This window comes from Citromicrobium bathyomarinum (assembly GCF_038594605.1).
In the GTDB taxonomy this organism is placed as follows: domain Bacteria; phylum Pseudomonadota; class Alphaproteobacteria; order Sphingomonadales; family Sphingomonadaceae; genus Alteriqipengyuania; species Alteriqipengyuania bathyomarina_B.
Map to the genome: position 1 here is coordinate 900,083 of NZ_JBCFZM010000001.1, position 14,139 is coordinate 914,221.

The window sequence follows — 14,139 nt, forward strand, 5'->3', positions numbered from 1 at the left end:
AGCGGCACAAGCCCGTCAGGGGCGCCGGCGGTCGGCTTTACGCGGCCGCCGGCAGGGATTGGTCCGCTTCGAGATCGAAGGCGTAACCGACCGTCTGTGCTTCGTAGCCCCGGGCGAGGCTGAAATGCCGCCCGGTCTTCCCGGTCGGGCAGAACCCTGCCTTGCGCAGCACCCGGCCCGACGCCGGATTGTCGAGGAAATGGCTCGCAACGATCCGGGAGTGGCCGGTTGCGCGCGCGATCTCGATCATGGCGCGCGCCGCCTCGCTGGCATAGCCGCGGCCCCAGTGCGGGCGGGCGACCCAATAGCCCATCTCCATCGTGCCATCCCCGCCACCGTCTTCGAGCGGCAAGGGGCCGATACCGATGCAGCCGATCACCTCGCCACTATCGGCGAGCGTGATGAGGAAGCGCGGGGCGTGGGGTGCGAAGGGGGTAGCGCACCAGTCCTGCGCGTCGGAATCGGCGTAGGGCCACGGCGCGCTGGCGAGATTGCGTACGATACCCTCGTCCGCGATTGCCCCGCGCACCGCGCGCCAGTCTTCGGGCCAGGGTGGCCGCAATAACAGCCGCTCGCTTCTGTGAAACATCGTGACGTCTCCCCGGGCGCGGTCCTTCCTGTAAGAACCACACCGACAAGGGAGACGAAAAAAGGGAGACGGGGCCGGCCCCCTCTCCCTCGATGGCCGGATGCTACCTCCGGCGGGGCCGCCTCGTTGGACGGCCCTGTTCGTGAACCGTCCGCTTATTCTGCCGCTTGCGCCAGCATGTCGACCGATACGTATTTGCGGCCGAGCTTCCCGTCGTGGAAGCGTACAATACCGTCGGTAAGCGCAAACAGCGTGTGGTCCTTGCCCATGCCGACATTGCTGCCTGCATAGAACTTGGTCCCGCGCTGGCGCACGATAATGTTGCCCGCGACGACGCCTTCGCTGCCGAACTTCTTCACGCCAAGACGGCGGCCTGCCGAATCGCGACCATTGCGCGACGAGCCGCCTGCTTTCTTATGTGCCATTGCTCTTCGTCCTTACTTTCGCTGGGCAGCGCGCTTACGCGTCGCCCGAATCCTTGTCAGCGGCCTTCTTGGCAGCAGGCTTCTTGGCCGGAGCCTTGGTGGCGGCGGTCTTCTTCGGCGCGGCCTTCTTGGCGGCGGGCTTGTCGCCCGCTTCAGCCTTCTTGGCTGCCGGCTTCTTGGCCGGAGCCTTTTCCGCAGCCTTGTCGTCGGCAGCATCGGCCTTCTTCGCGGCGGGCTTGGCGGCAGCCTTCTTGCTGCCTTCGCCCACGTCGAGGATGCGCAGCAGCGTCATCTGCTGGCGATGGCCGGCCTTGCGGCGATAATTGTGGCGACGGCGCTTCTTGAACACCACCACCTTCTCGCTCTTGGCCTGTGCAATGATCTCCGCCGAAACGGACACCTTGGCGGCGTCGGCGAGATCGTCGCCTTCCCCTGCCAGAAGCACATCACCCAGCGTGATCGTGTCGCCGGCTTCGCCTGCGAGCTTCTCGACCGCGATTTTGTCTCCGGCGGCAACCCGGTATTGCTTGCCGCCCGTGCGCACCACTGCGAACATCGGTTCTACTTTCAATCGTTTTGCTATGACGCCGCCTCTGACGAGACGCCGTATCGGCGGGCAACACGAAGTGCGCCCCCCAAAGAAGGGCGCGCTTAAGCGAGCTATGGCGCAAAGTCAACGCCGAGGCTGCGAGAAATAGCCCCTCTGAACGCAGATGGCCATGCTCGATCCTCCATCGCCTCTACCGCCAGCGCCGTGCCATGCTAAGAAGCGCGGCATGAACGTCACCCGCCTTGCGATCCTGCTTGCCAGCGCGCTGCCCCTCGCCGCCTGCGCCGCCGCGCCCGACCGCGCCTATCCCTCGCTCGCGATCCGCGATGCCGAGCGCGCCAGCGGCCAATATCCCGCACCCACGGGCACTTGTGTCGGTGCGGATGGAGCCTCGCCAGTCGAGGGCACATTCCAGCCGGGCCCGCCTGCCCCACCGCCATCGCTTTCGAACGATGTCGTCGAACGGGTCGACCAGCTGCTGATGCAGGCCCGCGAGGACCATGCCGATTTCGAACGCACCGTGCCGGACGCACGGCCAGCTTTGCGCGGAGCCGGTGCGGTAGGTTCGAAAAGCTGGGGCCGTGCCCAGGTCGCCTACGCCAACCTGCGCTCGCTGCGGGCGCGCACCGCGATCGCGCTCGCCGATCTCGATACGCTGGCCGCCACGCGTGCAGTTGCGGGAGAGCCGGTCGATCAGATCGTCAGCGCACGCAATGCAGTCGCCGAGATGATCGAGCGGGAAGACGCCGTACTGAGCGAACTGGCACCGCGCTAGCTGCACACGAAAAGGCGCGGGACCGATCGAATCGACCCCGCGCGCTTCTTTCCCCCTACGGAAAGCTTGTCAGGCGGCGACCACCCCCGCGATGACCAGCACGGTCATCGCCCAAACCACGATCAGCACCGGCAGGATCATCATCTGCACTGCCGCGTCGCGGCCCTTGAGCAGGCCCGTGTTGGTCATGATGCCCTGCCGCATCAGCGCGCCGACGCTCTTCGCCTTCGCCTCGGGCGCATTCGCCCCGGAGCGCAGCCACAGGGCCGGTGCGCCGAACAGGCCGACGATGAAGATCGCGAAGATCGCCATCGGGAGCGCAAGCTCGGGCGTCGACAGTCCAAGGCCCAGGATCGCGATGAAGCCGAGATAGAGCGCGACGGTGGCCCCGTAGAGCGCGGTCGGCATTTCGAAGCTGCGGTCGACATCCTGCCGGATATTCGGCTGCGCTTCGGCGGCGGGCGTTGCGAGCGCTTGACCCAGCGTAATGCCCGGCTTCTCGAACAGGTCGTGCGCAGCGACCCGCCGCTTCGGCAGTTCTGCATGGACAATCGCCTTGTCGGCGACGGTGGCGCTGTTGAGACGTTCGGACATTTCATCACTCCTCGTTGTCTTGAGGAACGATGTGCGCCGATCCGCCGCAGCGCGCCTTGATCTCGATCAAATCGCGCGCGGAAAAATCACTCCCAGCTATTTCGGTCGGCAAAATCCTGCGCGCGCGGTTCGATCCAGTGCCAGCCGTCTGCGCGTTTCTCGCGTTTCCACAGCCACGCCGCGCTCTTGAGATAGTCCATCAGGAAATCGACCGCGTGGAAGGCATCGCGGCGATGGCGGGCAGCGGCGGCAACCAGCACGATCCCTTCGCCCGGATGCATCACCCCGATGCGATGCCACACCAGCACCCCGTCGAGCGGCCAGCGCGAGAGCGCGCTATCGGCAAGATCGCGCATGCCCGGAAGGGTCAGCGGTTCGTAGTGGCTGAGTTCCAGCACCTGCACATCGTCGTCGGGCCGCACCTTGCCGAGAAAGGTCGCGATGCCGCCCGCAGCCGGGTGCGCGGCGTTGAATGCGGCGAGCGCTTCGCCGACGGACATGCCACGATCGATCAGGCGCACATCGGCGGGCGTTTCGAGCGAGAGACGCGCCATCAGCCGCCGCTCACGGGGGGCAGCAAGGCCACCTCGTCGCCATCCTGCGCGATGAGCGCGGCCTTGTCGCCCAGCACCTTGCCCGCACAGGCGACATGCACACGCGGCTCGTGCAATTGCTCGGCAACGGCGGGCGGGACGGACGCGAGCAACCCCTCCCAATCGAGCGGCGCAGGATACTGCGCGTCGGGAGCGCCGGCCATATCGCGCAAGGGGCCGAGGAAGAGGACGGTTACGCTCATCCGCCGGTCACCGACATGTGCCGGGGCTGCGCAGGCGCCTCGCCCTCCCCGATTCGGAAATCATGCGCGAAAGGCTTGATTGCCATCGCCTGGTCGAGCGATTCGGCCACCGCGCGCTCGGACGCGTCGGAGCGCAAGGCTGCGCGCAGATCGACCCGCTCGCCCCCGCCAAGGCAGGGGTAGAGCTGGCCCGTAGCGGTGACGCGCAGGCGATTGCAGCCCTCGCAGAAATTCTCGCTCATCGGGGTGATGAAACCGATTCGCCCGCCGGTCTCGGCAATGTCGAAATAGCGCGACGGGCCGGGCGTGGTCGCATCGCTGGAGGTGAGAGACCAGCGCGCATCCAGTGTCTCGCGCACCTGCGAAAGGGGCAGGAAGCGATCCTCGCGGGCCTCGTCCACATCGCCCAGCGGCATGGTCTCGATCAGGCTGATGGCGTGGCCTTCGCTGTGTGCCCAGGCGATCAGATCGGGCAGTTCGCCCGCGTTCACGCCGCGCATGGCGACCGTGTTGAGCTTGACCTGCAAACCCGCTTCGCGTGCCGCCGCGATTCCCTCCAGCACCTGCGGCAGAGCCTCGCGGCGGGACAGGCGGGCAAAGGTCTGCGGGTCGCGCGTGTCGAGCGAGACGTTGATTCGCCGGACCCCGGCGCGTGCCAGGTCATCGGCATGGCCCGCAAGCTGCGTGCCGTTGGTGGTCAGTGTGACCTCGTCCAGCTCCGATCCGACGTGGCGACCGATCGCGCGCACCAGATCGACGACATCGCGCCTGACCAGCGGCTCGCCACCGGTCAGGCGGATCGTGCGCACGCCGCGCGCCATGAAACTGCGCGCCAGCAGATAGAGCTCTTCCAGTGACAGGATTTCGGCCTTGGGCAGAAACTGCATCCGCTCGGGCATGCAATAGGTGCAGCGCAGATCGCAGCGATCGGTGACCGACAGACGAAGATAGGTGATGCGACGCATGTGCCGGTCGATCAGCGGCTTCGGAGCGGATCGCTCCAGCAGGTCGAGACGATCAGCCTTCCGTGTCATCGTCCGCATGTCGGTCGTCGGCCCCGCTCTCGCAAGGGCCGGTTTCGGCCAGCGGCAGATATTGCCCGGTAATCGCGGGCGCGCGACCGAGGAATTCGACCATCCGCGCGACCGCCCCGGCGTCCGAACCGGCCACGATGTTGATGCAGTGATCCGGGTGCGCGCGGGCGAGATCGCGGGCGGCGGCACGGCGCCAGTCGGCATGGTCGAAGGGCGCCGGACGCATCGTCACGACGATGCATTCGCTCCCCTGCACGGCAGCATTGCGCACATCCTCCGCCCAGCGCGCATGGAAGGCGGCGACAGCCTCCAGCGCGGGTTCGGGCAGATCGCCGACCCGGATGATCGCTGGTGCGCCTGCGCTCATGTCAGGGCCGATCGCGATGGAGCGTGATGCCGATCTTCTCGCCGCCGATACCGATCGCGAGCTTGACGATCTTCACCGTCACCGCGTCGATGCGGGCATCCTGCAGGAACAGCGTTTCGCAGATATGGTCCGCCACCGCCTCGATCAGCTTGAAATGGACGCCCGGGGGCAGCCCCTCGGTCGCCGCGTGCTTCAGATCCATGTAGTTCTTGCTCGCGTCGAGCGAGGTTTCGGGATCGTAGCGATCCTGCGGGCGCATGTGCACGTCGATCGTGATCCGCAGCGGCTGCGGTTTGCCCGTTTCCTCCGAATAGATACCGGTCAGGACATCGGTTTCGAGGTCGGCCACGGTCAGGGTGAGTGTGTCGGTCATTTCCATCCTTCAAGCGGGATTGCGCCAGCGTGCGAAGATCGCGGTCGGCAGGACGCGCCCATCCCCCTCTTCCCGCACGCCCAGATCGCCATGCTCGACCACGCCCGGCGCATCGGCAAAGGCTTCGTCGAGCAGCGCGGCGAGCGACAGGCTGCTCATGCGCACGGCATAGACGGTGAGGAACAGGAAGCGGCTGTTGTCATCCAGCAGGCGGCGGCAATCGGCGATCAGCGGCGCGAGGCCCTCCTCGATCCGCCAGGTTTCGTTCTTGGGGCCGCGCCCGAACTTCGGGGGATCGAGGATTATCCCGTCGTAGCGATTCTCCCGCCGGACCTCGCGCGCAGCGAACTTGGCCGCATCGTCGACCAGCCAGCGGATCGGCTTGTCCTCCATCCCGGCCAGCGCAGCGTTGTCGCGCGCCTGCGCGACCGACTTCTTGCTCGCATCGACATGGGTGACCGGGCCGCACTGGCTGAGCGCAAGCGTGCCGACGCCGGTATAGCCGAACATGTTGAGCGTCTGCGCGTCCGGCCTGCCCGCCAGTTGGCCACGCATCCATTCCCACACCGGGGCCATGTCGGGGAAGAAGCCGAGGTGGCGGAAGGGCGTGCATTGCGCGCGGAAGCGGACGTCGTCCCACGCCAGTTCCCATGAATCGGCGACCTCGGGCGAGAGATCCCAGCGTCCGCCGCCATCCTCGTCCGCGCCGGGGACGAATTCGCCGTCGGCCTCCCAGTCCGACTCGCGCGGCGACCACATCGCCTGCGGCTCGGGGCGGATGAAGCGGTAGCGGCCAAAGCGTTCGAGTTTACGGCCATGACCGCTGTCGACCAGCGCGTAGTCATCCCACGCATCGCCGATCATCAGCTGCGGTTCGAGGCGCAGCGTGGCCATCAGTGGGTGGCCTTGGCCGAGATATAGTCGCGCACCGCATCGTAATCGGCGGGCAGTGTCTCGCAGCGCTCCTCACGCTCCATGATTCGCTCGACCCGCTTGGGAAGATCGGCGCGCAGGTCGATCGCCTGCTCGACCGCATCGGGGAATTTTGCCGGATGCGCCGTAGCGAGTGTGACGACCGGCACCGCCGGGTCGAGCGCGTTCTGCTCTCGCGCAGCGTGCAATCCAACGGCAGTATGCGGATCGATCACCTCGCCGCATGCCTGGTGCGCCCAGCGCATGGCCTCCAGCGTTTGCTCGGGCGTGGCACGCTCTGCCGAGAACATCGCCGCAATCCGCTCGCGCTGCGCGGGGTCGAGCGGCAACGTCTTGCTGCTGCCGAACCCATCCATCTGCGCCGCTAGCGAGGCCGCATCGCGCCCGTTCGCCTCGAACAGCAGCCGCTCGAAATTGGAGCTGACCTGGATATCCATCGAGGGCGTGATCGTCGCGTGGCTCTCTCCCACCGAATAGTCGCCATCGCGGATCGCGCGCGCGAGGATGTCGTTCTTGTTGGTCGCGACGATCAGCCGCTCCACCGGCAGGCCCATCTTCTGCGCGACATAGCCCGCAAAGACATCGCCGAAATTTCCGGTCGGCACACTGAAAGCAGCCTTGCGGTCGGGCGCGCCCAACTGGAGCGCGGCGGCGAAATAATAGACCACCTGCGCCATCAGCCGCGCCCAGTTGATCGAATTGACCGCGCCAATGTCCAACGTGTCGGTCAGCGCGCGGTCCGCGAACATCCGCTTCACCATCGCCTGCGCGTCGTCGAAACTGCCGGCAATCGCGATATTGTGGACATTGGCCGCGCTCACCGTGGTCATCTGGCGGCGCTGGATATCGCTCACCCGGCCTTCGGGGTGGAGCATGAAGATCTCGACATTCTTGCGCCCCGCCACGGCGTCGATCGCGGCAGAGCCGGTATCGCCACTGGTCGCGCCGATGATCGTGAGCGGTCGCTCCCGCTTTTCCAGAAACCGCTCGAACAGCAGACCGAGCAGTTGCAGCGCCACATCCTTGAACGCCAACGTCGGCCCGTAGAACAATTCGAGCAGCCAGTGCTGCTCGTCCAGCTGGACAAGCGGCGTGACCGCTGCATGCGAGAACCCGCCATATGCCTGCTGGCACAGCGCCAACAGATCGTCCTGCGAGAGCGAGCCCGCCGTAAACGGAGCCATGACCCGGGCCGCCAGTTCCGGATAGGGCACCCCGCGCAGCGCGGCGATTTGGTCATGCGAAAATTGCGGCCATTCCTCGGGCAGATAGAGCCCGCCATCATTGGCGAGCCCCGTCAGCGTCACGCCTTCGAAATCGAGCACGGGCGCCTGACCACGGGTCGAAACGTAGCGCATCACTCTGTCTCCGGTGTGCTTTCGTCGCGCTGACCCAGCACGCGCTTCCTCACCGCCAGCACGTAGATTACCAGCGCGGTCAGCGCGAACAGGAACCACTGCCAAGCATAGGCCATGTGATTATTGGGCAGGTCCGACGGGTCGGGCCGCTCCAGCGGCAACAGCCCCGCACGCGGCGGATCGGCCACCAGGCGCGGGCCCGGGGCGATGATGCCCGTCACTTCGCCGCCGTTCCAGATCGGGCCCTCGGGTACGCGGGTCCAGCCCAGCGCGATGCGCGCTTGCCCGCCGCGCTTGCCGTTTTCGTTCGAAAGCTCGCATTCGGCGATCTGCGCCCAGCCCTTGGAGCCGCGCGCATTGGTCCCGGCCACGGCAGTCAGTTCGGTGACCCGCGCGCATTCGACCGAGCTGCGCCGATAGAGGCGGCGTTCCAGCGCGGCCTCGCTGTCGCCCGGCCACGCGACCAGTTCCTCGCTCGACCCTGCGGCGGCATAGCGCGCCAGCAGGGCTTCCTTCTCGTCCGCCCGGCCCAGTTGCCAGAAGCCGAGCCAGATCATGATCGCCACTGCCGCAACGACGATGATCGTCGGGATCACCGGCAGACGACGCAGCAGGTCGATGGCGGCATCCCGCATGCGAAAAAGGGCAGTCTCGCGAGATGCGGACTGCCCTTTCGCACCGGCTTCGCGGTGTTCGTCGGACATCAGGCGCTCATCAGTGGATTTCGGCGCCCCAGCCACCCCAGACATAGACGCTGAGGAACAGGAACAGCCAAACCACATCGACGAAGTGCCAGTACCACGCTGCCGCTTCGAAGCCGAAGTGCTGGCGCGGGGTGAAGTGGCCCAGATACGCGCGGCGCAGGCAGACGATCAGGAAGATCGTACCGACCAGAACGTGGAAGCCGTGGAAGCCGGTCGCCATGTAGAATGCGCTGGTGTAGGTGCTGCCACCGAAACCGAAGGGCGCGTGCAGATATTCGTAAGCCTGAATGGCGGTGAAGAGCACGCCCAGCGCGATGGTCGCCCACAGGCCCAGCTTCAGCCCCTCACGGTCGCCATTGATCAGCGAATGGTGCGCCCATGTCACCGTGGTGCCCGAACACAGCAGGATCAGCGTGTTGATCAGCGGCAGATCGAACGGGTCGATCACGTGCAGGCCCTCATGCGGGAACACGGCGAGCATGGCCGCTCCGTCCTGCCCCAGCATGTTCTGCCACATCCCCTCGTCGATCATCTGCAGCGGCGCGGGGAACAGCGCGAAATCGAAGAAAGCCCAGAACCAGCCGACAAAGAACATCACTTCGGAAAGGATGAACAGGATCATGCCGTAGCGCATGTGCAACTGCACCACCGGCGTGTGATCGCCCGACTGCGCTTCGTTGACGATCTTTGAGAACCAGCCCCAGAAGGTCGCGATCAGGCCTGCAATGCCCAGCCCGAGGATCACCTGCCAGCCGGTCATCGTGTCGCTGTGCATCAGGAACACCATACCGGTGGTGAACGTAAGCGCCGATGCTGCGCCGATGAACGGCCAGATGTCGGGGGCGAGAATGTGGTAGTCGTGGTTCTTGGCGCCGGCCATTTTTCGTCTTTCCTATTCAGCGGCATCGCCCTTACCGAGGCGAAGTGTCGCGGTCCAGAGGGTCAGCCGTCTTCGGGCGGTTTGCGGTGGAAGGTGTAGCTAAGGGTAATCTGCTCCACCCCATCCATGTTGGGATCGTCCAGCGCCGCCGGGTCGACGTAGAACAATACGGGCATGCGCATTTCCTCGCCCGGCTGCAACGTCTGCTCGGAAAAGCAGAAACACTGGATCTTGTTGAAATAAGGCGCCGCCTGCTCGGGCTCGACATTGAAGGTCGCAGCGCCGGTGATCGGCACGCTGGAATTGTTGCGCGCGATGTAGAAGGCGAGGTCGCGGGTGCCGACCTGCACCGTCTCGGTCGTCCGCTCAGGCTCGAAGGTCCACGGCATGTTGCTCGCGGTGCTGGCATCGAAGCGAATCGAAATGGGCTTGGTCGCGCCGCTGGCGGCAAGACGTTCGGCAATGCTCGCGTCGCTCTCGCTCGCGACCTGCGCGGTGCCTGCAAAACCGGTGACCTGGCAAAACATGCGATAGAGCGGCACCGCCGCGAAGCCGAGCGCAACCATCGCCGCTGCGACCGCCAGCGCGATAAGCCCGACGCGCAGGTTCTTCTGTTCGAGGGATGCGACCGCGCTCGCCATCAGTCGCCCATCCGTACGATCGTAATCACATAGAACAGCACCGCAAAGAACAGCAGAGCGCCGCCGATCCCCAGATTGCGGCCCTTACGCGCCTGCTTGAAGCGCGCTTCCTCTTCCGGGGTCATGCGGGGCGGACCATCGCTCATACCAGCACTCCGAAATCCTGCAGGACACGGTCGACGACCAGCGCGCCGAACAGCGCGAAGAGGTAGACGATCGAATAAGCGAAGAGCCGCTTTTCGGGCTTCATGGTGTCGCCTTCGCTCGAACTGCGCAGCCCCACGGGCACGGCCAGCGCGGCGAAGAATCCGGTCAGCGCCAGCGAAGCGACGCCATAGACCGCGCCTGCCGCGCCGAGATACCAGGGCGAAGCGGCCAGCGGGACCATGAACAGCGAATAGGCGAGAATCTGGTGGCGCGTCGCGCGCTCGCCATGGATGACCGGCATCATCGGCACGCCCGCATTGGCATAGTCGCCCTTCACGAACATCGCGAGCGCCCAGAAATGCGGCGGCGTCCAGAAGAAGATGATCGCGAACAGCAGAATCGGGGTGAGCGTGATGTCACCCGACACCGCGACCCAGCCGATCAGCGGCGGAAAGGCACCTGCCCCGCCCCCGATCACAATGTTCTGCGGCGTGCGCGGCTTGAGCCACATCGTGTAGACGACGACGTAGTAGAAGATCGACACGGCCAGAATCGCGGCAGCCAGCCACCCGATCGCAAGGCCCATGGTGAGGATCGATGCTCCGCACAACACGCTGGCGAAATCGCGCGCGTCGTTCTTGCTGACCCGACCGGCAGGGATCGGGCGCTTAGCGGTGCGCTTCATGAGCGCGTCGAGCTCTGCCTCGTACCACTGGTTGAACGCCGCAGCGCCCCCGGCGGCGAGCGCGATGCACAGGATCGCGGTGAAACCCAGCACGGGATTGATGGTCCCCGGCGCGGCGAGCAGGCCACACAGGCCGGTAAAGACGACCAGTCGCACCACGCCCGGCTTGGTCAGCGCATAGAAGTCGCGCCAATGGCTCGACATCGGCGTCGCTGCGGTCGGCGTGAGAAGGGTCGTCGTACTGGTCATTGCTCGGTCGTTATAGCGGGCGATCCGGAGCAGCATGACGCCACGCCGAATCCCCGGTGATGGTTCCCGCCCGCACACTCAGCGCGAGCGGCGCCTTTTCGATCACGCCGTCGCGGGCTTGCTCTCGCCCTCGCCCGGCAGGTGGTTGTGGTAATCGTGGTGGTCCTCGATCACCGGCAGCGTTTCGAACTGGTGGAACGGCGGCGGGCTGGACAGCGTCCACTCAAGCGTAGTTGCGCCCGGTCCCCAGTAGTTCCCTTCGGCGCGGCGGCCTGCCGTGAAGGCGTAGATCAGGTTCACGAAGAAGATCAGGACCGACACGAACACGATGTAGTATCCGATGGTCGAGACCTCGTTCCAGAAGCTGTAGGCCTGCGCATAGTCCGGGATCCGTCGCGGCATGCCGTTCACGCCGAGGAAGTGCATCGGGAAGAACACGATGTTCACGCCGATGAAGAACACCCAGAAGTGAATATGGGCGAGCAGTTCGGAGTGCCAGCGGCCGCTCATCTTCGGGAACCAGTAGTAGAAGCCCGCGAAGATCGAGAACACCGCACCCATCGACAGCACGTAGTGGAAGTGCGCGACCACGTAATACGTGTCGTGCAGGTTGTCGTCGATGCCGCCATTGGCGAGCACGACACCGGTCACGCCGCCCACGGTGAACAGGAAGATGAAGCCCATCGCCCATACCATCGGCGATTTGAACTCCAGGCTGCCGCCCCACATCGTGGCGATCCAGCTGAAGATCTTCACGCCGGTCGGCACCGCGATGACCATGGTCGCTGCGGTGAAGTACATCTTCGTGTTCACGTCGAGACCCACGGTATACATGTGGTGTGCCCAGACGATGAAGCCGACGACGCCGATCGCGACCATGGCGTAGGCCATGCCGAGATAGCCGAACACCGGCTTGCGGCTGAAGGTCGCGACGATCTGCGAGATCATGCCGAAGCCCGGCAGGATCATGATGTAGACTTCCGGGTGACCGAAGAACCAAAACAGGTGCTGGTAAAGCACGGGGTCGCCACCACCGGCCGGATCGAAGAAGGTCGTACCGAAGTTACGATCGGTGATCAGCATGGTGATCGCGGCCGCCAGCACCGGCAGCGCGAGCAGCAGGAGGAAGGCGGTGACCAGCACCGACCACACGAACAGCGGCATCTTGTGCAGGGTCATGCCCGGCGCACGCATGTTGAAGATGGTGGTGATGAAGTTGGTCGCACCCAGGATCGAGCCTGCGCCCGCAAGGTGGAGCGAGAAGATCGCGAAGTCGACCGCCGGGCCGACCGAACCGCTGGTCGAAAGCGGCGCATAGACCGTCCAGCCCGTACCCGCACCCGGCCCGATGCCGCCGGGGACGAACATCGAGAACAGCAGCGAGAAGAAGCCCGCCACGGTCAGCCAGAAAGAAACGTTGTTCATGCGCGGGAAGGCCATGTCCGGCGCGCCGATCATCAGCGGGACGAACCAGTTGCCGAACCCGCCGATCATTGCGGGCATGACCATGAAGAACACCATGATCAGGCCGTGCGCGGTGATGAACACGTTCCACAGGTGCAGGGTCTGGTCGATCTGCGTGGGATCGGCGCCGAGCCACGGCGCCACCACCTTCAGGATCTGGATACCCGGCTCGGCCAGCTCGGCGCGCATGACGCCCGAGATCGCGCCACCGATCAGACCCGCGATGATCGCGAAGATCAGGTAGAGCGTGCCGATATCCTTGTGGTTCGTCGACATGAACCAGCGAGCAAAAAAGCTCGGCTTGTGATCGGCATCGTGATGATGCTCGTCCGTGTGGGCCTGGAAGGTGTCAGCGGTGGTTGCCATGTCGCTCTTGATCTCTTCGGTTCTGCTAATCGGTCAAATACTTGCTTGCAGGCGCGGGCCCGTCAATTGGTGCTTTCGGTACCATCCGCTTGCGCCGCGTCGAGCGGCACGGACGGCGCGCCGCCCGCATCGTCCGCCGCGGTCAGGCCTTCGCCCGCCGCCGGGGCGCCTTCGGCTGCGCTGGCAGGGACCTGGACATCCACGCCCTCGCTCGTTTCCGCATCGTCGCCGAAGCTGCCGCCCTTGGAGGCGACCCACTGGCGCCAACGCTCCATCGGGACCGCTTCGATCGCGATCGGCATGTAAGCGTGACGCGCACCGCACAGTTCGGAACACTGCCCGTAATAGATGCCCGGCTCTTCGATCGTCAGCAGACGCTCGTTGAGACGGCCCGGCACCGCGTCCAGCTTGAACCACAGGCTCGGCACCGCGAACGAGTGGATCACGTCCGCACCATAGGTCTGGATACGCAGCGGCACACCGACCGGCACAACCATGCGGTTATCCACCGCGAGCTGGTCGGGCAGGCCGCGCGACAGTGCTTCTTCCGGGGGCAGCATGTTCGAAATCACTTCGAAGCCGCCCTGGTCGGGATAGGTATAGCCCCAGTACCACTGGTAACCGGTCGCCTTGATGGTGATCGCGTCCGCAGGCGGCGTCTTGTATTGCTTGGCCAGCAGCGTAATCGACGGGACCGCGATGATGACGAGGATAATCACCGGAACGATCGTCCAGATCACCTCGACCAGCGTGTTATGCGTCGTGCGCGAAGGCTCACGCCCCTCGCGGCGGCGATAGCGGACCACCACGACCAGCAGCAGGATGAACACGAAGGCGCTGATGAAAACGATCACCGGCGCGAGGATCCAATTGTTCATCCACATCGCGTACTTGCCGTTCTCGGTGTATTGATCCTGGAACTGCGTGCTCTTCCAGGGGTCCTCCTCGAACGAGGTCGGCTGGCCCTTGATCATGTCGGGGCCGTAATACTCGTATGCGCCCTCGGCGCTTTCGGCTGCGTTGGCACCGGCCGCCGCATCGGTTTCCGTAGCGTCCGTACCGGCATCGGCCTGCGTGGCAGCTTCCGGAACCGCCATATCGGGCGCTGCGGCAAATGCACCCTGCCCCATGAAGGCAAGCCCCAGAATACCTACGAAGCCAAGGACTAAACGGCGAATATCGCGATGGACGACAGCGATGGTCATTATC

Annotated in this window: 19 protein-coding genes; 1 reads left to right on the plus strand and 18 read right to left on the minus strand. The window is 65.2% G+C overall.

Annotated features, from left to right (window positions below; translation table 11 throughout):
• Positions 1–37 precede the first annotated feature (37 nt).
• From AAG612_RS04335 to rplU, 3 genes are all read right to left on the minus strand, one after another.
• Entirely contained in the window at positions 38–589 is a 552-nt protein-coding gene (locus tag AAG612_RS04335) for a GNAT family N-acetyltransferase (RefSeq protein WP_342507575.1), read from the minus strand.
• A 155-nt stretch (positions 590–744) separates the two neighbouring features.
• Positions 745–1,014: a 50S ribosomal protein L27 gene (gene rpmA, locus AAG612_RS04340; protein WP_010414272.1), complete on the minus strand. Its 270-nt coding sequence runs from the start codon at positions 1,012–1,014 to the stop codon at positions 745–747.
• Between the two features lie 34 nt (positions 1,015–1,048).
• Entirely contained in the window at positions 1,049–1,570 is a 522-nt protein-coding gene (rplU, locus tag AAG612_RS04345; protein ID WP_342508599.1) for a 50S ribosomal protein L21, read from the minus strand.
• A 220-nt stretch (positions 1,571–1,790) separates the two neighbouring features.
• Here rplU and AAG612_RS04350 point away from each other — a divergent pair, with 220 nt between their 5' ends.
• Positions 1,791–2,339: a hypothetical protein gene (locus AAG612_RS04350; RefSeq protein WP_342507581.1), complete on the plus strand. Its 549-nt coding sequence runs from the start codon at positions 1,791–1,793 to the stop codon at positions 2,337–2,339.
• A gap of 69 nt (positions 2,340–2,408) precedes the next feature.
• Here the strand turns inward: AAG612_RS04350 and AAG612_RS04355 are convergent, their stop codons facing one another.
• From AAG612_RS04355 to coxB, 15 genes are all read right to left on the minus strand, one after another.
• Complete coding sequence (locus AAG612_RS04355; protein ID WP_342507583.1) at positions 2,409–2,933, minus strand: hypothetical protein; 525 nt, start codon at positions 2,931–2,933, stop codon at positions 2,409–2,411.
• An 86-nt stretch (positions 2,934–3,019) separates the two neighbouring features.
• Complete coding sequence (locus tag AAG612_RS04360; protein ID WP_342507585.1) at positions 3,020–3,487, minus strand: molybdenum cofactor biosynthesis protein MoaE; 468 nt, start codon at positions 3,485–3,487, stop codon at positions 3,020–3,022.
• Complete coding sequence (locus AAG612_RS04365) at positions 3,487–3,729, minus strand: MoaD/ThiS family protein (protein ID WP_342507587.1); 243 nt, start codon at positions 3,727–3,729, stop codon at positions 3,487–3,489. The genes AAG612_RS04360 and AAG612_RS04365 overlap by 1 nt, the downstream gene beginning before the upstream one ends.
• Complete coding sequence (gene moaA, locus AAG612_RS04370; protein WP_342507588.1) at positions 3,726–4,763, minus strand: GTP 3',8-cyclase MoaA; 1,038 nt, start codon at positions 4,761–4,763, stop codon at positions 3,726–3,728. Before moaA ends, AAG612_RS04365 begins: the two co-directional genes overlap by 4 nt.
• Positions 4,747–5,130, minus strand: a complete 384-nt coding sequence (locus AAG612_RS04375; protein WP_342507589.1) for a Rossmann fold domain-containing protein — start codon at positions 5,128–5,130, stop codon at positions 4,747–4,749. The genes moaA and AAG612_RS04375 overlap by 17 nt, the downstream gene beginning before the upstream one ends.
• A 1-nt stretch (position 5,131) precedes the next feature.
• Positions 5,132–5,503 (minus strand): dihydroneopterin aldolase, encoded by a 372-nt coding sequence (locus AAG612_RS04380; RefSeq protein ID WP_342507591.1) that lies wholly within the window; start codon positions 5,501–5,503, stop codon positions 5,132–5,134.
• A 9-nt stretch (positions 5,504–5,512) separates the two neighbouring features.
• Positions 5,513–6,397, minus strand: coding sequence for a class I SAM-dependent methyltransferase (locus AAG612_RS04385; RefSeq protein WP_342507592.1), 885 nt, complete (start codon positions 6,395–6,397; stop codon positions 5,513–5,515).
• Complete coding sequence (gene thrC / locus AAG612_RS04390) at positions 6,397–7,794, minus strand: threonine synthase (RefSeq protein ID WP_342507594.1); 1,398 nt, start codon at positions 7,792–7,794, stop codon at positions 6,397–6,399. The genes AAG612_RS04385 and thrC overlap by 1 nt, the downstream gene beginning before the upstream one ends.
• Positions 7,794–8,429, minus strand: a complete 636-nt coding sequence (locus tag AAG612_RS04395) for an SURF1 family protein (protein ID WP_342508601.1) — start codon at positions 8,427–8,429, stop codon at positions 7,794–7,796. The genes thrC and AAG612_RS04395 overlap by 1 nt, the downstream gene beginning before the upstream one ends.
• Before the next feature lie 79 nt (positions 8,430–8,508).
• Complete coding sequence (locus AAG612_RS04400; RefSeq protein WP_342507595.1) at positions 8,509–9,378, minus strand: cytochrome c oxidase subunit 3; 870 nt, start codon at positions 9,376–9,378, stop codon at positions 8,509–8,511.
• A gap of 62 nt (positions 9,379–9,440) precedes the next feature.
• A complete protein-coding gene (locus AAG612_RS04405; protein ID WP_342507596.1) occupies positions 9,441–10,019 on the minus strand; it encodes a cytochrome c oxidase assembly protein in 579 nt (192 codons plus the stop codon).
• Positions 10,019–10,165, minus strand: a complete 147-nt coding sequence (locus AAG612_RS04410) for a hypothetical protein (RefSeq protein WP_342507598.1) — start codon at positions 10,163–10,165, stop codon at positions 10,019–10,021. Before AAG612_RS04410 ends, AAG612_RS04405 begins: the two co-directional genes overlap by 1 nt.
• Positions 10,162–11,100, minus strand: a complete 939-nt coding sequence (locus AAG612_RS04415; protein WP_342507600.1) for a heme o synthase — start codon at positions 11,098–11,100, stop codon at positions 10,162–10,164. Before AAG612_RS04415 ends, AAG612_RS04410 begins: the two co-directional genes overlap by 4 nt.
• A gap of 102 nt (positions 11,101–11,202) precedes the next feature.
• A complete protein-coding gene (gene ctaD / locus AAG612_RS04420) occupies positions 11,203–12,930 on the minus strand; it encodes a cytochrome c oxidase subunit I (protein ID WP_342507602.1) in 1,728 nt (575 codons plus the stop codon).
• 62 nt (positions 12,931–12,992) lie between these two features.
• Positions 12,993–14,135 (minus strand): cytochrome c oxidase subunit II, encoded by a 1,143-nt coding sequence (coxB, locus tag AAG612_RS04425; RefSeq protein WP_342507604.1) that lies wholly within the window; start codon positions 14,133–14,135, stop codon positions 12,993–12,995.
• Positions 14,136–14,139 lie beyond the last annotated feature (4 nt).

Bases quoted from the DNA above. Each gene is read 5' to 3' on its own strand.
- AAG612_RS04375 (WP_342507589.1), bottom strand. From the start codon at position 5,130: ATGAGCGCAGGCGCACCAGCGATCATCCGGGTCGGCGATCTGCCCGAA.
- AAG612_RS04405 (WP_342507596.1), bottom strand. From the start codon at position 10,019: ATGGCGAGCGCGGTCGCATCCCTCGAACAGAAGAACCTGCGCGTCGGG.
- ctaD (WP_342507602.1), bottom strand. From the start codon at position 12,930: ATGGCAACCACCGCTGACACCTTCCAGGCCCACACGGACGAGCATCAT.
- AAG612_RS04335 (WP_342507575.1), bottom strand. From the start codon at position 589: ATGTTTCACAGAAGCGAGCGGCTGTTATTGCGGCCACCCTGGCCCGAA.
- rplU (WP_342508599.1), bottom strand. From the start codon at position 1,570: ATGTTCGCAGTGGTGCGCACGGGCGGCAAGCAATACCGGGTTGCCGCC.
- AAG612_RS04350 (WP_342507581.1), top strand. From the start codon at position 1,791: ATGAACGTCACCCGCCTTGCGATCCTGCTTGCCAGCGCGCTGCCCCTC.
- AAG612_RS04355 (WP_342507583.1), bottom strand. From the start codon at position 2,933: ATGTCCGAACGTCTCAACAGCGCCACCGTCGCCGACAAGGCGATTGTC.
- AAG612_RS04395 (WP_342508601.1), bottom strand. From the start codon at position 8,429: ATGCGGGATGCCGCCATCGACCTGCTGCGTCGTCTGCCGGTGATCCCG.
- AAG612_RS04360 (WP_342507585.1), bottom strand. From the start codon at position 3,487: ATGGCGCGTCTCTCGCTCGAAACGCCCGCCGATGTGCGCCTGATCGAT.
- AAG612_RS04400 (WP_342507595.1), bottom strand. From the start codon at position 9,378: ATGGCCGGCGCCAAGAACCACGACTACCACATTCTCGCCCCCGACATC.
- AAG612_RS04365 (WP_342507587.1), bottom strand. From the start codon at position 3,729: ATGAGCGTAACCGTCCTCTTCCTCGGCCCCTTGCGCGATATGGCCGGC.
- AAG612_RS04410 (WP_342507598.1), bottom strand. From the start codon at position 10,165: ATGAGCGATGGTCCGCCCCGCATGACCCCGGAAGAGGAAGCGCGCTTC.
- AAG612_RS04380 (WP_342507591.1), bottom strand. From the start codon at position 5,503: ATGACCGACACACTCACCCTGACCGTGGCCGACCTCGAAACCGATGTC.
- thrC (WP_342507594.1), bottom strand. From the start codon at position 7,794: ATGCGCTACGTTTCGACCCGTGGTCAGGCGCCCGTGCTCGATTTCGAA.
- coxB (WP_342507604.1), bottom strand. From the start codon at position 14,135: ATGACCATCGCTGTCGTCCATCGCGATATTCGCCGTTTAGTCCTTGGC.
- AAG612_RS04385 (WP_342507592.1), bottom strand. From the start codon at position 6,397: ATGGCCACGCTGCGCCTCGAACCGCAGCTGATGATCGGCGATGCGTGG.
- AAG612_RS04415 (WP_342507600.1), bottom strand. From the start codon at position 11,100: ATGACCAGTACGACGACCCTTCTCACGCCGACCGCAGCGACGCCGATG.
- moaA (WP_342507588.1), bottom strand. From the start codon at position 4,763: ATGACACGGAAGGCTGATCGTCTCGACCTGCTGGAGCGATCCGCTCCG.
- rpmA (WP_010414272.1), bottom strand. From the start codon at position 1,014: ATGGCACATAAGAAAGCAGGCGGCTCGTCGCGCAATGGTCGCGATTCG.